The following is a 16,895-nucleotide window of genomic DNA, read 5'->3' as shown; positions in this document are numbered from 1 at the left end:
CCCTCGGCGTCGGCGACCTCGCCACCGCCGTACCCGCCCTACGCGCCCTCCGCACCGCCCACCCCGACCAGCAACTCACCCTGATCGCACCCGCCTGGCTCACCCCCCTGGTCAACCTCATCGGGGGCATCGACCACATCATCGACGCCCCCGACCTCGGCCCCCTACCCTGGACCGGCCCCCACCCCGACCTCGCCGTCAACCTCCACGGACGCGGACCCCAGTCCCACCGCATGCTCACCACCACCCGACCCCGCCAGCTGCTCGCCTTCGCCAACCACGAAGCCGGCCACCACGACGGACCGGCGTGGGACGACGCCGAGCACGAGGTGCACCGCTGGTGCCGGCTGCTGGGGGCGTACGGGATCGAGGCCGACCCGGCCGACCTGGCGCTGCGCCGGCCGCCGCCCGGGCGGTTGCCGACCGGTGCGACCGTGCTGCACCCCGGCTCCAAGGTGCCCGCGAAGCGCTGGCCGCCGGAGCGGTTCGCCGCCGTCGCCCGCCACCTCACCACCGCCGGCCACCACATCGTGATCACCGGCAACCACAGCGAACGCCCCCTGGCCCACCAGGTGGCCCACCTCGCCGGCCTGCCCACCCACACCGTCCTCGCCGGCCACACCGACCTGCACCACCTCGCCACCCTCACCGCCCACGCCCGCCTCCTCATCAGCGGCGACACCGGCATCGCCCACCTCGCCACCGCCTACCACACCCCATCGGTCCTCCTCTTCGGCCCCGCCAGCCCCGCACACTGGGGACCACCACCAGACCGACCCCGACACCGGGTGCTGTGGATCGGAGAAGGTGATTGGAGCAGGTGGGACGGGGTAGGAAGCCATCCGACGTTGGCGGCGCTTCCGATCGACGAGGTGCTCGCCGCCGTGGACGAGGTGGAACGGACGGTGCGGGTTGCCGGTACGGTTGCGGCGTAGTGATCCGGGCAGGCCAGGGTATGGACGCCGCCGGCGCGGCAAGGGCTGGCTGTTCCTCGACCCCTCCGGTCAGCAGGTCCGCGACCCGGAGACGCTCGCCCGGCTACGGGAACTCGTCATCCCGCCCGCCTGGCAGGACGTGTGGATCTCGCCGTACCCGAACGGGCACATCCAGGCGACCGGCATCGACGCGGCGGGCCGCAAGCAGTACCTCTACCACCCGGCATGGCGGGAGAAGCGCGACGAGGCCAAGTTCGACCACGTGCTGGAGGTGGCCCGCCGGCTCCCGGTCCTGCGTGAGCGGGTGGGCAACGACCTCACCGGCCCGGGCCTGAGCCGCGACCGGGTCCTGGCCACGGTCACCCGGCTGCTCGACATGGGCATGTTCCGGGTGGGCAGCGACCAGTACGCCTCCGGCGAGGACCCCACCTTCGGGGTGGCCACCCTGCGTCCGGAGCACGCCCGTTCCCGGGGTGGCTGTGTCGTCTTCGAGTTCCCGGCCAAGGGCGGCATCGAGCAGGTACGCCGGATCGAGGATCCGGAGCTGTGCCAGGTGCTGACGAAACTGCGCCGCCGGCGCCGTACCGAGGAGCGCCTCTTCGGCTACTGGGACGGCCAGCTCTGGCGCGACGTGCGCAGCGACGAGGTCAACGAGTACCTGCGCGAGGCCAGCGGCGGGGAGATGACCGCGAAGGACTTCCGTACCTGGCACGCGACGGTGCGGGCGGCGGTCGAGCTGGCCACGGTGGGTCGGCAGCGGTCGGCCACCGCCCGGAAGAGGGCGGTCGCCTCGGTGATGCGCGACGTGGCCGAGTTGCTCGGCAACACCCCGACCGTGGCGCGGGCGTCCTACGTGGACCCGCGCGTGGTGGACCTCTACCACGACGGAGTGCTGGCGCCGGTGGCGCCGGAGACACCGCGCGAGGAGGCCGAGCGCCGGGTGCTGGAGCTGCTGGAGGACGCCTGACCGGCCCCGCCCACGGGTCCTGGGGGGAGACATGGACGGGACCGGGGCCAGTGGACGTCCTGGGAGTCCCGGGCGGGCCGCCCGCCGCCACGTGGGACGGCGGGCGCCTCCGCCACGGCCCCCGATGACGAGCCGGCCGTGAGGTCGAAGACCCTTCGCGACCGATCGCGTCGTCGTCAGTCTGCCCCGGGGAAGTTGACCACGGACGCCACACCGTTGACGATCGGTGCCTACCCCTCGTCAGCCGGTCGGGTGTTCGCCTCCCGGTACGCCTGCGGTGACATTCCGTAGGCGGCGCGGAAGGCGCGACTGAAGTGGGCGGGGTCGGTGAATCCCCAGCGCCGCCCGATGCGGTGCACCGGCTGGTGCCGCAGCAGGGGGTCGGCGAGGTCGCGGCGGCACCGAGCGAGCCGGCGCCTCCGGATCGACGCGGCCACCGTCTCCTGGTCGGGTTCGAAGAGCCGGTGCAGCGAACGCAGGGAGATGTGGTGCGCCTCGGCCACGGCCTGCGGTGTCAGGGCGGGGTCGGAGAGGTGCCGGTCGAGGAAGGCGTTCACCTGGGCCAGTGTCGCCTGCTGCCGTACGTCGGGTGGCAGGTCGTGCACGGCGTCCAGGTGGTGGGCGAACAGGGTCGCCACCAGGCTCAGGGTGATGTCCGCGAGGCGCGGGGCGTCGACGACCCGGAACTGCTCCGGATACCGGGTGATGTGGTGCAGGTGCATGGCCAGCAGGGCTCCGGGGCCCTCGGTGCCGGGCATGCGGGCCGCCGCCAGCCGGTCCACCCGGTCCGGGTGCAGCGGCAGCATCGACCGGGGGATCCCGACGGTGAGCGAGGCGGCCAGCTCCTGCCCACCGTGCAGGCTGCGGTGTTCCAGGCGGTGTGGACGACCCCAGTCGACCAGGGTGAAGTCGGACCGCGACATGGTGGTGTCCCGCCGCTGGGCGCTGATCGCGCTGGCGCCGCTGACGGTCAGCGCGACCTGGTACAGCTCCGGGTCCGCCTGGCGGATCAGCCGGGGGGTGCGCTGGCCGGTCAGCGACTGGTAGCGGAACCGGACGAGTTGCAGGCCACCGAGGTGCACGGAACGGGAGGTGGCCCGGAAGTCGGACACGTGGTCGCTGGACATGCTCATCGGCGCCGAGGCGCGGAACGACATGTCGAGGAAGAGCGGCCACCGGTCGGCCGGTGGCACCACGGTGGTGTCCATGACCTCCGCGCGCAGGACACTCATCCCACACCTCCCCGTGCCCGACATTGTGGACGACCCGGTGGCGGACCGCCTCCCGGGTCAGGTCTGCGAGCGGCTCCGGATCAGCGCCTCCACGCCGTCGAGGATGCGGTCGATGCCGAAGCTCCACTCCGCGTCGAACTCCTCCTCCGGGTCGAGCGACTCGTCGGTCAACAGCTTCCGGATCGCCGGGTAGGGACCGTCCCGGGTCAGCAGGGCGAGCTGCTGCCAGTAGCGGACGCCGACCTCGTCCGGGGTCTGTCCGGCCCGGCCGGCCGCCTCGGCCAGGTCCGCGGTCAGGGTGGCCCAGTTGCGCGCGTACCCGCTGACCAGCATGACGGTGGAGAGCCGTTCGCTGCCGCGCAGGCCGGTGCCGTCCAGGGCGGCCAGCGCGTGCTCCATCCAGCGGACCTGGCAGGGCCCCATCGGCGGCCCGCTGATGGGGACGTGCCGAATCCACGGGTGCCGGTGGATGGTCGTGACGTTGGCCCACGCCCAGCGGGCCAGCGCCGGCCGCCAGCCCTCGTCCGTGCCGCGGGGTGCGGGCGGGTCACCGTAGGCCGCGTCGACCATCAGGTCCAGCAGGTCGTTCTTGGCCGGGACGTAGCGGTACAGCGACATCGTAGCCACGCCGAGCGCCCCGGCGACCCGGCTCATCGACACCGCGCCCAGCCCGTCGGCCTCGGCCACCCCGATGGCGGCGGCCACCACCCGCTCCAGGGTCAGGCTGCGCTTCGGCCCCTTGCCGGGCCGTTCCCGCAGGCCCCAGGCGATCTCGACGCTCTCGGGGAGGTCGACGTCCTGCTCGTCCATCCGTGCCTCTCGGTCGGGGTGTTGACCGCCATCCTAGCTTCTGCGTATGGTGCACGCAGTTAAGCGTACGTCATACGCAGAAAGGAGGGTGGGATGGGCATGGACACGATGCCGAGGGCGGCGGTGGAGATCGTCGCGCTGCGCAAGTCCTTCGCCGGTGTGCGGGTGCTCGACGACCTGACCATGCGGGTCGCCCGGGGAAGCGTCCACGCGCTGCTGGGCCCCAATGGCGCGGGCAAGACCACCACGGTGCGGATCCTGGCCACGCTGGTCGCGCCGGACGGAGGCACGGCCCGGGTGGACGGTCACGACGTGGTTCGCGACCGACGCCGGGTACGCCGGACGATCAGTCTCGCGGGCCAGCACGCGGCCCTGGACGACCACCAGACCGGCACGGAGAACCTGGAGATGATGGCCCGGCTGGCCGGGCTCTCCCGGACGGCGGCGCGGCGGCGTGCGAGCGACCTGTTGGAGCGCTTCGACCTGACGTCGGCCGCCGGCCGGCGGGTGGTGACCTACTCCGGGGGGATGCGCCGCCGGCTCGACCTCGCCGCCAGTCTGGTCGGTGAGCCGTCGGTGATCTTCCTGGACGAGCCCACCACCGGGCTCGACCCGCGCAGCCGGCAGGGGCTGTGGGAGGTGGTCGGCGAGCTGGCCGGTGCGGGGGTGACGGTTCTGCTGACCACGCAGTACCTGGAGGAGGCCGACCGGCTCGCCGACCGTATCGCCGTGCTGCACGGCGGCCGGCTCGCCGCGGAGGGCACCGCGACCGAGTTGAAGCGCCGGTTCGGCGATCACCGCCTGGAGTTGACGCTGTGCGACGCGGACCGTTTCGCCGAGGTGGCCCGCCGCCTGGGCGACCGGGTCACCCACCGCGACCCGGCCCGGTTGGAGCTGGGCGTCACCACCGACGGCAGCGCCCCGCAGATGCGCCGCCTGCTCGACGAGGTGGACCCGGACGGGCGCGCGATCACCCGGTTCGGCGTCCGTACGGCCACCCTCGACGACGTCTTCCTCAGCCTGACCGGGCAGGCGGGCCCGGCCGACCGGGAGGTGGCCGGTGTCTGAGCTGACCGTCCGGCCGGCCGAGACGCTGGTCCTGGTGGGGCGCTGCGTACGGCTGTCCCGCCGCAACACCGACGCGCTGCTCACCTCGTTGCTGCTGCCGGTGATCCTGATGCTGCTCTTCGTCTACCTGTTCGGCGGCGCGATCGACACCGGCAGCGCGTACGTCACCTACGTCGTCCCGGGGGTGCTGCTGCTGTGCGCCGGTTTCGGGGCGGCGTCGACAGCGGTCAGCGTCACCACCGACCTGACCAACGGGGTGGTGGAACGGTTCCGGACGATGGACGTCGGGGCCACCGCGATCCTCTTCGGGCACGTCGCGGCGAGCGTCGTGCGCAACACGGTCTCCACCGTGCTGGTGCTGGCGGTCGCGGTGGCGATCGGCTTCCGGCCGGTCGTCGACCCGCTGCGGTGGCTCGCCGCCGCCGGGGTGCTGCTGCTGTTCCTGCTGGCGGTCTCGTGGCTGTCCGCCGCGTTCGGGCTGCTCGCCCGTACTCCGGAGGCGGCCAACGGCTTCACCTTCCTGGTGATGTTCCTGCCCTACCCCTCCAGCGCCTTCGTGCCGGTGGAGACGATGCCGTCCTGGTTGCGGGGTTTCGCCGACCACCAGCCGGTCACCCCGGTCATCGAGACGCTGCGGGCGCTGCTGCTGGGCACCCCCGCCGGATCCGCGCCGGCTCGCGCGGTGGCCTGGTGCCTGGGCATCCTGGTCGTCTCGGTGGCGTTGGCCGGGGTCCTGTTCCGCCGTCGCGTCGGATGAGCTGCCCGCCCGTACCGCGCCGGGGCCGTCCTCTGCGGAGAGAGGGCGGCCCCGGCGCGTCGTGGGGCGACTAGTCGTTGAGCACCTGGGAGAGCCGGTCCCGGAACCGCCGCTCGGAGTCGCTGACCACGTCCCCGCCGAGGCCCAGGAGCCCGCCGCTGGACGCCGCGCCCACCACCTGCTCGGCGATCGCCACCAGCCAGTGCTTGTACGCCCCGGCCTCGCCCTCGTCCACCTTGGCCGCGAGGAGCGCCGCCGCGGCCTTGGCGCGGCCGAGCACGTCCTCGGCGAGGGCCCGGGGGTCGGACGGCGCGATGACCGGCAGTTCCGCCCCCGCCTCCGGGTCACCCACCCGTGCGACGATCTCCTCGGCCACGGCCGCCACGAGCGGGTTCGCCGACTCCCGACCGGCGGAGATGGTCTCCAGCCCGGCCGCGCTCTCGGCCATGGTGCGCCGGGTGCCGTCGGACTCGGCGGCGCTCGCCGCGGTGAGCACCGACTGCGGGAGGCCGACCAGCAGCCCCCACTCCTCGTCGGTGAAACCGAATCCGGTGTACGCCGGCTGCTCGATCACGGCAACGTCCTCCTGCTCGTCGTTCACGTCCCGCCCCGGTGGTCGACGTCGATGCCGCGGGGCCGGTTCAGGCTAGTCCAGGGTCAGCAGGCCCTGTTCGGACACCACGCTGACGGACAGCGTCTTGTACCCGACCTCGTCGAAGAGAACCGTCATCCGGTCCTCCTCGTAGCTGAGCACCAGGCCGGACCCCCATTCCGGGTGCCGGACCTGGCTGTGCACGGGGAACGGCCCGACCGCGCCGTCGTCGGCTGTGCTGGTGCCGGCATGGCAGTTGTCGCAGTGCCCGCACACCTCGGTCATCTGCTCGCCGAAGTACGCCAGCAGCGTCTGGCCCCGACAGGCGGTGGTCTCCGCGAAGGCCCGCATCATGTCGGTGCGCGACCGGGTCACGTTCTGCTGCCGCTCGGCCTCGGCGACGGCGGCCGCGGCGGCGTCCACCGGCTGCGGGGAGTAGCGCGGTGCGCCGAGGCGCTGCTTCGACCGGGGCTCGGCGGCGCCGACCTGCTCCAGCAGGGCGAGGTACTGCCCGAGCTTGCGCGGCCCCAGGCCGGTCACCTCGCGCAGCTCCTTCTTCGTCCGGGCCTGCTTGCGCAGCAGCGCGGACAGGTCGCGCAGCTCGGTCTCGTCCGGCAGGCCGCCGCTGAAGAATCGTTGCAGCCCGACGTCCTCGGCCCGCCAGAGCAGCAGCACCCGGGCCGGCTCGCCGTCGCGCCCGGCCCGCCCGATCTCCTGGAAGTAGCTGTCCGGGGAGTCGGGCAGGGCCGTGTGCACCACCCAGGCGATGTTGGGCTTGTCGATGCCCATCCCGAACGCGGAGGTGGCGACCATGATCGGCACCTGGTCGGCGAGGAACGCCTCGTGCAGCTCGTGACGGGCGCCGGTGGCCATCCCGCCGTGGTAGTACTGCGCCGGGAATCCGGCGTCGGTGAGCCGCGCCGCCAGGTCCTCGGCGGAGCGCCGGGTGGGCACGTAGATGATGCCCGGCCGCCGGTCGTCCCGCAGCAGCGCGATGAGCCGCCGCCACCGGTAGTCCTCGGTGGGGCAGTGCGCGACCTCCAGGAACAGGTTCGGCCGGTCCAGCCCGGAGACCACCACCTCGGCGTCGCGCAGGCGCAGCCGGGCGATGATGTCGTCGCGGACCGGCGGCGAGGCGGTGGCGGTCAGCGCCACCACGGGAGGCCGGCCGATGCCCTCGATGAGGTGGCCCAGCGCCAGGTAGTCGGGACGGAAGTCGTGGCCCCAGGCGGAGATGCAGTGCGCCTCGTCGATTGCCACCAGCGCCGGCTTGAGCGATCTCACCTCGGCCATGCGGTCCGGGTTGGTCAGCTGCTCCGGAGTGATGAAGAGGAACTCCGCCCGCCCCTCGCGGATCTCGGCGATCGCCTGGGCCTGCTGGGCCGGCGACTCGTCGGAGCTGATCCGCACGGCGCGCAGTTCGGGTCGCTGGCGCTCGTTGAGCGCCGCGATCTGGTCCTGCTGGAGGGCGAGCAGCGGCGAGATCACCACGGTCGGGCCGGGGATCAGGCTGGCCGGGATCTGGTAGATCGCCGACTTGCCGGCGCCGGTGGGGAGAACCACCAGGGCGTCGCGGCGTTTCATCACCGCGCGCATCGCGGCCAGCTGGTTCGGCCGCAGCGCGGTCCAGCCGAAGAGGTTCTTCGCCGCGCGGCGCAGGGTCATCGAGTGCGTGGACAGCTTCATCGAGGGCCGGAGGTACCCCGGGTGATCAGCGGCGAAACCGCCACCGGCCCGTGACGGACGACCCGCGTCGAGCCACGCTCGCCGACGGGACGCCCGCCGCGGGCCCGTACCGCTCACCGCACGCGGGGCAGGACCTCGCGCTGGTAGAGGTCGAGTAGTCCCTGCCAGTGCGGGCCGGTGTTGGCGACGTAGACCTCGTCGAACCCGGCCTTCGCGTACTCCTCCAGCTTCGCGACGTGCGCGTCCGCGTCCCGCCCGCAGACGAACGCCTCCTTCATCATCTCCGGCTGCACCAGCTGGCCGGCCTGCTCGAAGTGGCGCGGCGACGGCAGCACCTGGGACAGCTCACCGGGGACGCCGGCATTGGGCCAGCGCTCGTACGCGATGCGCATCCCCTCGTCCTCGCTGTCGGCGTACGCCGCCTTGAAGCCGGCCTGGCACGGCTTGTCGCCCCCACCGCCGGACCGGAACCGCTGCACCATCTCCGCCTCGGGCGCGACGTTGACGTATCCGTCGCCGATCCGGGCGGCCAGGTCGATGGCCTTCGGCCCGAAGCCCGAGACGTAGACCGGCGGGGGCGTGTCCGGCAGGGTGTAGATCCGGGCGTGCTCGACCGTGTAGTGCTTGCCGTGGTGGTTGACGAAGCCGCCCTGCCACAGCTCGCGCATCACCGCGACAGCCTCTTCCAGCATCTCCAGCCGCACGTCGGCCTGCGGCCAGGCGTAGCCGAAGATGTGCTCGTTGAGCGCCTCGCCGGAGCCGACGCCGAGGACGAAACGGCCCTCGTGCAGCACCGCGCTCGTCGCCGCGGCCTGGGCGAGCACCGCCGGGTGGATGCGGACCGTCGGGCAGGTGACGGCGGTGGTGACCGGCAGTCGGCAGACCTGGCTGAGCGCGCCGATCACGGACCACACGAAGGGGCTCTGCCCCTGCGCGTCGGTCCAGGGGTGGTAGTGGTCGGAGATCCACAGCGCCTCGAACCCGGCCCGCTCGGCGCCGCGTGCCTGCTCGACCAGCTCGGCGGGCGTGAACTCCTCGCTGGACAGAAAGTACCCGATCTTCATCTCGTCCCCTTCGCCGTACGCACCGGTCCAACGATGCAGCCGTACCCGGGACGTGGTCGTCGAACCCGGCCGGCGGCCACGGCGTCGCCCGGCGCGGCGTCCGGGGCGGGGGTCAGCGGCGGAACATCGCGCGGATCGCGGCCAGCAGCAGCAGGCCGCCGACCACCAGACCGAGCAGGCGTACGCCGGGGATGTCGGCCGGGCTCGTCGCGTCGGCCAGCAGCACGGAATCCATCCCCGCACTCTCCCCAGCGCAGGCCGTCCCAGCAACTGTAAGGTTTATTGACTATTTGATCGCACGGTGTGACCATGACTGCACCGCCGCGTGGCGGGCCCACCCGGGGCGCGGAGAAGACGGGGGTACGACGGCATGGGCGAGCGATTCCGTCAGCGCGGCGAGGTGGGAGCGTGAGCGCGGGGAACCTCGCGTCACTCGCCGCCGCCGTCCTGCAACCCGGGTTCGTCGGCACCACCCCGCCGCCCTGGGTCTGCCGGTGGCTCGGCGAGGGGCTCGGCTCGGTGGTGCTGTTCGCCCGCAACGTGGTCGACCCGGCGCAGGTGGCCGCCCTGACCGCCACCCTGCGCGCCGAACGCCCGGACGTCATCGTCGCCATCGACGAGGAGGCCGGTGACGTCACCCGGATCGAGTCGGCCCGGGGCAGCTCCCGGCCCGGCAACCTCGCCCTCGGCGCCATCGACGACCCGGCGCTGACCGAGGAGGTCGCCCGGGACCTCGGCACCGACCTGGCCGCGCTCGGGGTGACCCTGGACTACGCGCCGGACGCCGACGTCAACTCCAACCCGGACAATCCGGTGATCGGCGTCCGCTCGTTCGGCGCCGAGCCCGCCCTGGTGGCCCGGCACACCGCCGCCTGGGTCCGCGGCCTCCAGGCCGGCGGGGTGGCCGCCTGCGCCAAGCACTTCCCCGGGCACGGCGACACCCGCGTCGACTCCCACCACGACCTGCCCCTGATCACCGCCGACCGGGCCCGCCTGGACGCGGTCGAGCTGGCGCCGTTCCGCGCCGCCGTGGCCGCCGGGGTGCAGGCGGTGATGACCGGCCACCTGCTGGTGCCCGCCCTGGACCCGGAGCTGCCGGCGACCCTCAGCAGCCGCATCCTGACCGGGCTGCTCCGCGACGAGCTGGGATTCTCCGGCGTCGTGGTCACCGACGCGGTGGAGATGCGGGCCGTCACCGACCGGTACGGCTTCACCGGCGCGGCGGTCCGCGCCCTGGCCGCCGGTGCCGACGCGATCTGTGTCGGCGGGGAGCACGCCGACGAGGACGCGGCCCGACGCCTGCGCGACGCCATCGTGGCCGCGGTGGTCTCCGGTGACCTGCCCGAGGAGCGCCTCACCGAGGCCGCCAAGCGGGTCGGCCAGCTCGCCGCGTGGACGGCGGCCGCCCGGACGGACCGTCCGCTGCGCGCCCTCGGCACGGACCCGTGCTCCTCCGTCGGCCTGGCCGCCGCCCGCCGCGCCGTCCGGGTCACCACCGCGCCGGCGGGCGCCGGAACGCTGCCGCTGGCCGGGCCGGCGCACGTGGTGGAGTTCGAGCCGCCGCGCAACATCGCGATCGGCGCGGAGACCCCGTGGGGTCTCGCCGCTCCGCTGGCCGACCTGCGGCCCGGCACCACCACCGCCCGGTACGCCGAGGCCGGGGTGCCCACCGACCCCACCGGCGGCGCCGACGGTCGCCCCCTGGTGCTGGTGGTCCGTGACCTGCACCGCCACGCCTGGATGCGGCGGGCGGTGGACCGGGCGCTGGCCGCCCGGCCGGACGCGGTCGTCGTCGAGCTGGGCGTACCGGAGCTGGTGACCGGTGCGGTGCACGTGGCCACCCACGGCGCCACCCGCGCCGGCGCCCGGGCCGCCGCCGAACTCCTCACCGGCGGACGGTGAGCCGACGCCGCCTCAGGGCTGGGTGGTGACGAGGTCCCGGTACTCGGGGTGGCGCTCGATGAACGCCGCCACGAAGGGGCAGCGCGGCACCAGCTTCGTACCGCGTTCCCGCAGCTGGTCGAGAGTTCCCCGGACCAGGGCCGCGCCGACGCCCATGTTCTGGAACTTCTCGTCGACCTCGGTGTGCGTGAAGACCAGCACCTCGCCCCGGGGCAGGTAGGCGGTGAATCCGGCCAACGCGTCGTCGACCAGGATCTCGAAGCGGTGCTTGGCGGGGTTGTCCTCGACCAGGGTGCTCACCCGGCCATTGTGCGCCCACCGTCGGTCAGCCGGTCAAGTTCGGTGAGCAACCGGTCGACCTCGTCGACGGTGTTGTAGTGGTAGATGCTGGCCCGTACGGCCCCGCCGCGCTCCCGCAGGCCCAGGCTCTGGAAGTACTCGTAGGCGTAGTAGTCGCCCGCCGACAGGCAGAACCCGGCCGCGCCGAGCGCCTGCTGCGTGTGCTGCGGCGACCGCCCCTCGATCCGGAAGGACACGGTCGGGCAGCGTCGCGCCGGTGAGCCGAGCACGGTCACGGCGGGCAGCGCGGCCAGGCCGGTGAGCAGCCGCTCCAGCAGCGATTCCTCGTACGCCTGGGAGGCCGTCAGCCCGGCGCGCAGCCGTTCGCGCCGCCCTCCGGTGGCCTCCGGGTCCAGCCCGGCCAGGTGGTCCACCGCGGCGGCGACACCGGCGAGCAGCGGAAAGCTCGGCGTGCCGTACTCGAACCGGTCCGGCACCGCGTCGGAGGAGGGCAGCAGCTTCTCCGGCCGGAGCCGGTCCCACACGGCCGGGTCGGCGACCATCGCGGCCAGGTGCGGCCCGGACCACTTGTAGGCGCTGGTGACCAGCACGTCCGCGCCCAGCGCCGCCAGGTCGGTCGGGCCGTGCGGGACCGAGTGCACCCCGTCGACGCAGACCAGCGCGCCGGCCGCGTGGGCGGTCATGGCGATCGCCGCCACGTCCGGGACGGTACCGATCGCGTTGCTGCCGGCGGTCACCGCGACCAGGCGGGTCCGCTCGCCGACCAGGTCGGCGTACTGCCCGGCCGGCAGCTCGCCGGTCGCCGGGTCGACCTCCGCCCACCGCACGACGGCGCCGGCCGCCTCGGCGGCCTGCACCCACGGCCGCACGTTCGCGTCGTGGTCGAGCCGGGAGACCACCACCTCGTCGCCGGGCCGCCACGTCGCGCCGAGGGTCCGGGCCAGGGTGTACGTCAGCGCGGTCGCGCTCGGCCCGAGGACCACGCCGTCCGGCTCCGCGCCGAGGAGGTCGGCGACCGCCGAGCGGGCGGCGGACACCAGTTCCAGCGAGCGGCGGCCCGGGGTGAACGCGGCGCTGCGGTTGCCGATCGCGGTCCGCATCGCGTCGGTCACCGCGTCGATGACGGGCGCGGCGGTCTGTGTCCCGCCGGCGCCGTCGAAGTGGACGAAGCCCTCGGTCAGGGCGGGGTAGGAGGCCCGGGTGCGGGCGATGTCGAACGGCATTCCGGGACCCTAACCGTGTCGCGGCGGTCTCGTACCCTTGGCGGCGTGACGAACCGACGCGTGATCCCCCCGCTCACCCCCACCCGCCGGGCCGCCGGACTGCTGGCCGGACTGGCGCTCGGCGTCGCCGTGCTCGCCGGATGCAGTTCCGAGGGCGCCGAGACCGACTGCGGCCTGGACGCCTGCACCGTGACCTTCGACCGGGGCGTCAACGCCGAGGCGAACGTCCTCGGTGTCAAGGCCAAGCTCGTCGGTGCCCAGGACGACCAGGTCACCGTCGAGGTCGCCGGCGAGCAGCTGACCCTGACCACCGGCCAGCAGGCCACCGAGGTGGCCGGCCTGAACGTGACCCTCGACAGCGTCACCGGCCAGAACGTCACGATCCGCGTGGCGCGTCCGTAATTCCACTGGACCAGCAGGTGGGCGGCGGTGGCCCACGTTTGGAAATCTTCGCTTCCGGAGATTGAGGCGCCATGTCTCTGACCCGGAACGCCGAAGCCACCGCCGCCCGTACGGCGAACAGCAGGTGGCTGGAACTCCTGGCCCGTGCCGGCTTCATCGGCTACGGCGTCGTGCACCTCCTGTTCGCCTGGCTGGCCCTGCAGATCGCGTTCGGGAAGCCCGCCGACGACGGCGACCAGTCCGGCGCGCTGCGGACCCTCGCCGCCCAGCCGCTGGGCAAGGTGCTCGTCATCACCATCGCCGTCGGCCTGCTCGCCATGGCGATCTGGCAGGCCCTCGAGGCCGCCGTGGGCCACCGCGTCGAGCGGGGCAGGGAGCGGGTCTGGGAGCGGCTCGCCTCGGCCGGCCGCACGATCGTCTACCTCTACTTCGCGTGGACCGCGTTCAAGGTGTTCAAGGACGCCGGCTCCAACAGCGCGGACCAGCAGGAGGCGCTGACCGGCAAGGCGATGGAGTCCACCGGCGGTCGCTGGCTGGTCGGCCTCGCCGGGCTGGTGCTCGCCGCGATCGGTGTCGGCCTGGTCATCTACGGCGTCGTCAAGCGCTTCGAGAAGCACCTGAAGACCGGTGAGATGGCCCCGAGGACCCGCAAGGTGACCCGCCGGCTCGGCATCGCCGGCTACGTCTCGAAGGGCGTCGCGTACGGCATCTCCGGCCTGCTGATCATCCTGGCCGCGGTGAACTACGACCCGGAGAAGGCCCGCGGTCTCGACGCCGCGCTGCGGACGCTGCGTGAGCAGTCGTACGGGCAGATCCTGCTCACCGTCGTCGCCCTCGGCATCGCCGCCTTCGGTGTCTTCTGCCTGCTCCAGTCGCGGTACCGCAAGGTCTGAGGCTGGTCGATTCCGGGTTCGCCGGGCACCATGGGGCTTTTGCCCGAAGCAGTGTCGCCCGGTCGAAGAGGGAGAGAAACACGTGCAGAGGTACGTCTGGACGATCGTCGCCGTGCTCGCCTCGGCGGCGATCGCCCTGTTCGTGGTGGAGGTCGTGCACCGGGTGATCCGGCGTCTGGGCCGCCGCTCGCTGCTGATGACCGAGCTCACCCAGCACGCGCACCGCTCGTTCCAGGTGGCGGCGACCGTCCTGGCGGTGCACTTCGCCGTCCGGTTCAGCACGGGGTACGCGGTGGGCACCCCGTGGCGGCAGGTGGTCCTGCACCTGCTGGTGCTCGCCGTGATCGCGACCGCGGCGTGGCTGGTCGCCGCGCTGCTGGTGGTGGCCGAGGACACCGCGCTCGCCCGGTTCCGGGTGGACGTGCCGGACAACCGGCACGCGCGGCGGGTGCGGACGCAGGTGGTGATACTGCGCCGGCTGACCATCGCCGTGATCGTCGTGCTGACCATCGGCGTGATGCTGATGACCTTCCCCGCCGTCCGCGGCATCGGCGCCGGTGTGCTGACCAGTGCCGGTGTGGTCGGTGTGGTCGCCGCGCTGGCCGCGCAGAGCCTGCTCGGCAACGTCTTCGCCGGTCTCCAGCTCGCCTTCAGCGACGCGGTACGCCTCGACGACGTGGTGGTCGTCGAGGGGGAGTGGGGCCGGATCGAGGAGCTGACGCTCAGCTACGTGGTGGTCCAGATCTGGGACGACCGGCGGCTGATCCTGCCCACCTCGTACTTCACCAGCAAACCGTTCCAGAACTGGACCCGGACCGAGGCGGCGGTGCTCGGCACGGCCGAGTTCGACGTCGACTGGTCGATCCCCGTGCAGGCCATGCGGGAGGAGCTGCGCCGGCTGGTGGAGAGCAGCGAACTGTGGGACGGGCGGGTCTGCGTCCTGCAGGTCACCGACGCCACCGGCGGCATGGTCAAGGTCCGCGCGCTGGTCAGCGCCGCCGACGCCGGCAGCCTGTGGGACCTGCGCTGCCTCGTCCGCGAGCACCTGGTCGCCTGGGTCCGTGACCACCGGCCCACGGCCATGCCGCGCCTGCGTACCGAGGTCGGCGACGCCGGTGGCGACCTGCCCTGGCAGTGGGTGCAGCCCCGCCGCCCGGTCCGCCGCCGCACCGACGGTGAGGTGCCCGACGGCGCCCGCGTGTTCGGCGGCAGCGACGACGGCGACGCCCGCAGCGAGGCCTTCGTCGGCCCCGACGAGCACGTCGAAGCCCGCCGCTGACGCCCGCCCCGCCCTCCTCGCATCCGCGGAACCCCTCGCGCCTCCGGCGCGGGGGGTTCCCGCCTTTCCCCGGGCGCGAGCGACCTCCGGCGGGCCCGGACAAGGGCACGCCCCCGGTCCGGGCCCCACATCCGCGGTCCCCGACGCCGTTCGCGCCCTGTCGAGCTGAGTCGTCGACGACATCACGGGCACCGACGTCCGAGATCGTCCAGAGCGTTCCCGGCCGCCCAGCCGCCCAGCCGCCGGCCGCACGGCCGGACTGGCGGCTGGTCCCGGCCGGTGATCCGTCTACGACATCAGCTCGACAGGGCGCCGGCACACGTCCCCGAACAGCGCACCCCAGGGGGAGAGGCGTGACCTTGGAGATCTGAGGGCGTTTGGTGTGGTGGGGGAGGGATACGGCCGCCCGGGAAGTTTGACCGGGCGTTTCGTGGGGACCTGCAGCGCGACGCTTCTGCTTTCTGCCCGGGCCGGCGAACCGGCACCGGGAACACGGCGGTCCGCCCGTCGCGAAAGGATTGACGGGGGGCGACTCCGGGCATACAGCGCGGGATGATGAAAGGAGGACAGCATGGCTGACGTGGCGAACACCCGCACATCCCGAAACGGGAGCGAGCCGTCCACCGCCGAGCTGGTGCAGCGGGCCACGGAGCAGGTCTCCCGTCTGGTCCGAGACGAACTGGCCCTGGCCCGGGCGGAGCTGACCCAGAAGGGCAAGCACGCCGGCATCGGCATCGGCCTCTTCGGCGGCGGCGGTGCGCTGGCGCTCTACGGCCTCGGTGCCCTGGTCGCCACCGCGATCCTGTTGCTGGACCTGGTCCTGCCCGCCTGGGCGGCCGCCCTGATCGTCGCGGTGGTGCTCTTCGCGGTGGCCGGCGTACTGGCGCTGGTCGGCAAGAAGCAGGTCAGCCAGGCGGTCCCGCCGATGCCGGAGGCGACGGTGCGCAGCGTCCGCGCGGACGTGGACACCGTCACCGCCGCGGTGAAGGACAGGGGACGGGCATGACGGGAAACGGGCGGGGCCCCGGTGACACCGACGCGCTCCGCGAGGAGATCCGGCGGACCCGGGTCGAGCTGGGCGAGACGGTGGAGGCGCTGGCCGCGAAGGCGGACGTGAAGGCCCGCCTGCGGTCCTCCGCCGACCAGGCGAAGGACCGGATGCGGGAACAGGCCGCGCAGACCGTCGCCCGGGTGCGCGGGCAGGCTGCGCAGAAGGCTCAGGTGGCCCGGGTGCAGGCACGGGAGAGGGGCGAGGTCGTCCAGCGCAACCCGACCCCGTTCGCGGCGTTGGCGGCTGGTGCGGTCGTCGCCGTGGTCGTATTGATGATCATTCGGAGGCGCAGGTGAGCAATCGGATCGGGAAGGCCGCGTACAGGCCGGTCGGCGTGCTGATGGGCATCGCCGCCGGTGCCGTCGCGGGCGCCATCTTCCGGCAGGTGTGGCAGATGACCGCGGGAGACGGCGAGGCCCCCAGCGCCACCGACGAGGACCGCGGCTGGGGCGAGGTCCTGGCCGCCGCGGCGTTGCAGGGCGCGATCTTCTCGGTCGTGCGGGCGGCCGTGGACCGGGGTGGAGCGGTGGGCGTACGACGGTTCACCGGTCACTGGCCGGACTGACCCGCGGGACCTTCCGGCCCCCTCACCGCATCGACGGTGAGGGGGCCTTTCGCGTGGTGCCGAGCGCCCGCCCAGCGGATCTTCGGCAGCCGTCAGGTCACATGTCGGAGAATTTCGTCCGCTAGTCTGTGCAGAGTTTTGCGCACGTGGTTTGCTGATCCACGCTGTT

The 16,895-nt window shown here is 73.2% G+C and carries 19 protein-coding genes; 11 read left to right on the top strand and 8 right to left on the bottom strand.

Annotated elements, in window-relative coordinates:
• Both ACTMSW_RS27430 and ACTMSW_RS27425 read left to right on the top strand, forming a co-directional pair.
• The coding region (locus tag ACTMSW_RS27430) for a glycosyltransferase family 9 protein (protein WP_441183580.1) at window positions 1–935 on the top strand (935 nt) is incomplete at its 5' end.
• On the top strand, window positions 913–1,902 hold the full coding sequence (locus tag ACTMSW_RS27425) for a DNA topoisomerase IB (protein ID WP_441183579.1): 990 nt from the start codon (window positions 913–915) through the stop codon (window positions 1,900–1,902). The genes ACTMSW_RS27430 and ACTMSW_RS27425, both read left to right, overlap by 23 nt.
• Before the next feature lie 230 nt (window positions 1,903–2,132).
• On the opposite strand, the gene ACTMSW_RS27420 is transcribed toward ACTMSW_RS27425, so the two are convergent.
• Both ACTMSW_RS27420 and ACTMSW_RS27415 read right to left on the bottom strand, forming a co-directional pair.
• Window positions 2,133–3,134, bottom strand: coding sequence for a helix-turn-helix domain-containing protein (locus ACTMSW_RS27420; RefSeq protein WP_441183578.1), 1,002 nt, complete (start codon window positions 3,132–3,134; stop codon window positions 2,133–2,135).
• A gap of 57 nt (window positions 3,135–3,191) precedes the next feature.
• Window positions 3,192–3,944 carry a TetR/AcrR family transcriptional regulator gene (locus ACTMSW_RS27415; RefSeq protein ID WP_441183577.1) on the bottom strand — a complete coding sequence of 251 codons (753 nt, stop codon included), beginning with the start codon at window positions 3,942–3,944 and terminating at the stop codon, window positions 3,192–3,194.
• 93 nt (window positions 3,945–4,037) lie between these two features.
• Between ACTMSW_RS27415 and ACTMSW_RS27410 the strand changes: the two genes are divergently transcribed.
• Both ACTMSW_RS27410 and ACTMSW_RS27405 read left to right on the top strand, forming a co-directional pair.
• Window positions 4,038–5,012: an ATP-binding cassette domain-containing protein gene (locus tag ACTMSW_RS27410; RefSeq protein WP_441183576.1), complete on the top strand. Its 975-nt coding sequence runs from the start codon at window positions 4,038–4,040 to the stop codon at window positions 5,010–5,012.
• Window positions 5,005–5,769 carry an ABC transporter permease gene (locus ACTMSW_RS27405; protein WP_441183575.1) on the top strand — a complete coding sequence of 255 codons (765 nt, stop codon included), beginning with the start codon at window positions 5,005–5,007 and terminating at the stop codon, window positions 5,767–5,769. The genes ACTMSW_RS27410 and ACTMSW_RS27405 overlap by 8 nt, the downstream gene beginning before the upstream one ends.
• A gap of 70 nt (window positions 5,770–5,839) precedes the next feature.
• Here the strand turns inward: ACTMSW_RS27405 and ACTMSW_RS27400 are convergent, their stop codons facing one another.
• The 4 genes from ACTMSW_RS27400 to ACTMSW_RS27385 all read right to left on the bottom strand — a co-directional run bounded on the left by ACTMSW_RS27400 (window position 5,840) and on the right by ACTMSW_RS27385 (window position 9,346).
• Window positions 5,840–6,343: a hypothetical protein gene (locus tag ACTMSW_RS27400; protein ID WP_441183589.1), complete on the bottom strand. Its 504-nt coding sequence runs from the start codon at window positions 6,341–6,343 to the stop codon at window positions 5,840–5,842.
• Between the two features lie 72 nt (window positions 6,344–6,415).
• Window positions 6,416–8,047, bottom strand: coding sequence for a RecQ family ATP-dependent DNA helicase (locus ACTMSW_RS27395; protein ID WP_441183574.1), 1,632 nt, complete (start codon window positions 8,045–8,047; stop codon window positions 6,416–6,418).
• A gap of 113 nt (window positions 8,048–8,160) precedes the next feature.
• Window positions 8,161–9,111 carry a TIGR03557 family F420-dependent LLM class oxidoreductase gene (locus tag ACTMSW_RS27390; protein WP_441183573.1) on the bottom strand — a complete coding sequence of 317 codons (951 nt, stop codon included), beginning with the start codon at window positions 9,109–9,111 and terminating at the stop codon, window positions 8,161–8,163.
• A gap of 112 nt (window positions 9,112–9,223) precedes the next feature.
• Window positions 9,224–9,346 carry a hypothetical protein gene (locus tag ACTMSW_RS27385; protein ID WP_357033281.1) on the bottom strand — a complete coding sequence of 41 codons (123 nt, stop codon included), beginning with the start codon at window positions 9,344–9,346 and terminating at the stop codon, window positions 9,224–9,226.
• A gap of 173 nt (window positions 9,347–9,519) precedes the next feature.
• Here ACTMSW_RS27385 and ACTMSW_RS27380 point away from each other — a divergent pair, with 173 nt between their 5' ends.
• The gene (locus ACTMSW_RS27380) at window positions 9,520–11,013 is read left to right on the top strand and encodes a glycoside hydrolase family 3 protein (RefSeq protein ID WP_441183572.1); all 1,494 of its coding nucleotides are present in this window, start codon (window positions 9,520–9,522) and stop codon (window positions 11,011–11,013) included.
• 12 nt (window positions 11,014–11,025) lie between these two features.
• Here ACTMSW_RS27380 and ACTMSW_RS27375 read toward each other — a convergent pair whose 3' ends face one another.
• Both ACTMSW_RS27375 and ACTMSW_RS27370 read right to left on the bottom strand, forming a co-directional pair.
• The gene (locus tag ACTMSW_RS27375) at window positions 11,026–11,313 is read right to left on the bottom strand and encodes a GNAT family N-acetyltransferase (RefSeq protein ID WP_357036233.1); all 288 of its coding nucleotides are present in this window, start codon (window positions 11,311–11,313) and stop codon (window positions 11,026–11,028) included.
• The gene (locus tag ACTMSW_RS27370; protein WP_441183571.1) at window positions 11,310–12,536 is read right to left on the bottom strand and encodes a cysteine desulfurase-like protein; all 1,227 of its coding nucleotides are present in this window, start codon (window positions 12,534–12,536) and stop codon (window positions 11,310–11,312) included. The genes ACTMSW_RS27375 and ACTMSW_RS27370 overlap by 4 nt, the downstream gene beginning before the upstream one ends.
• Window positions 12,537–12,581: 45 nt before the next feature.
• Here ACTMSW_RS27370 and ACTMSW_RS27365 point away from each other — a divergent pair, with 45 nt between their 5' ends.
• From ACTMSW_RS27365 to ACTMSW_RS27340, 6 genes are all read left to right on the top strand, one after another.
• A complete protein-coding gene (locus ACTMSW_RS27365) occupies window positions 12,582–12,938 on the top strand; it encodes a hypothetical protein (RefSeq protein ID WP_441183570.1) in 357 nt (118 codons plus the stop codon).
• A 71-nt stretch (window positions 12,939–13,009) separates the two neighbouring features.
• Entirely contained in the window at window positions 13,010–13,831 is an 822-nt protein-coding gene (locus tag ACTMSW_RS27360; RefSeq protein WP_441183569.1) for a DUF1206 domain-containing protein, read from the top strand.
• Between the two features lie 82 nt (window positions 13,832–13,913).
• On the top strand, window positions 13,914–15,110 hold the full coding sequence (locus tag ACTMSW_RS27355; protein ID WP_441183568.1) for a mechanosensitive ion channel family protein: 1,197 nt from the start codon (window positions 13,914–13,916) through the stop codon (window positions 15,108–15,110).
• A gap of 571 nt (window positions 15,111–15,681) precedes the next feature.
• Window positions 15,682–16,116, top strand: a complete 435-nt coding sequence (locus ACTMSW_RS27350; RefSeq protein ID WP_357036248.1) for a phage holin family protein — start codon at window positions 15,682–15,684, stop codon at window positions 16,114–16,116.
• On the top strand, window positions 16,113–16,457 hold the full coding sequence (locus tag ACTMSW_RS27345; protein ID WP_441183567.1) for a DUF3618 domain-containing protein: 345 nt from the start codon (window positions 16,113–16,115) through the stop codon (window positions 16,455–16,457). Before ACTMSW_RS27350 ends, ACTMSW_RS27345 begins: the two co-directional genes overlap by 4 nt.
• A complete protein-coding gene (locus ACTMSW_RS27340) occupies window positions 16,454–16,726 on the top strand; it encodes a DUF4235 domain-containing protein (protein ID WP_441183565.1) in 273 nt (90 codons plus the stop codon). Before ACTMSW_RS27345 ends, ACTMSW_RS27340 begins: the two co-directional genes overlap by 4 nt.
• Window positions 16,727–16,895: the final 169 nt, after the last annotated feature.

Source organism: Micromonospora sp. BQ11 (assembly GCF_052068135.1).
In the GTDB taxonomy this organism is placed as follows: domain Bacteria; phylum Actinomycetota; class Actinomycetes; order Mycobacteriales; family Micromonosporaceae; genus Micromonospora.
The sequence above is the reverse complement of the archived record's forward strand: the minus strand, read 5'-3'. Positions and strand labels throughout refer to the sequence as shown.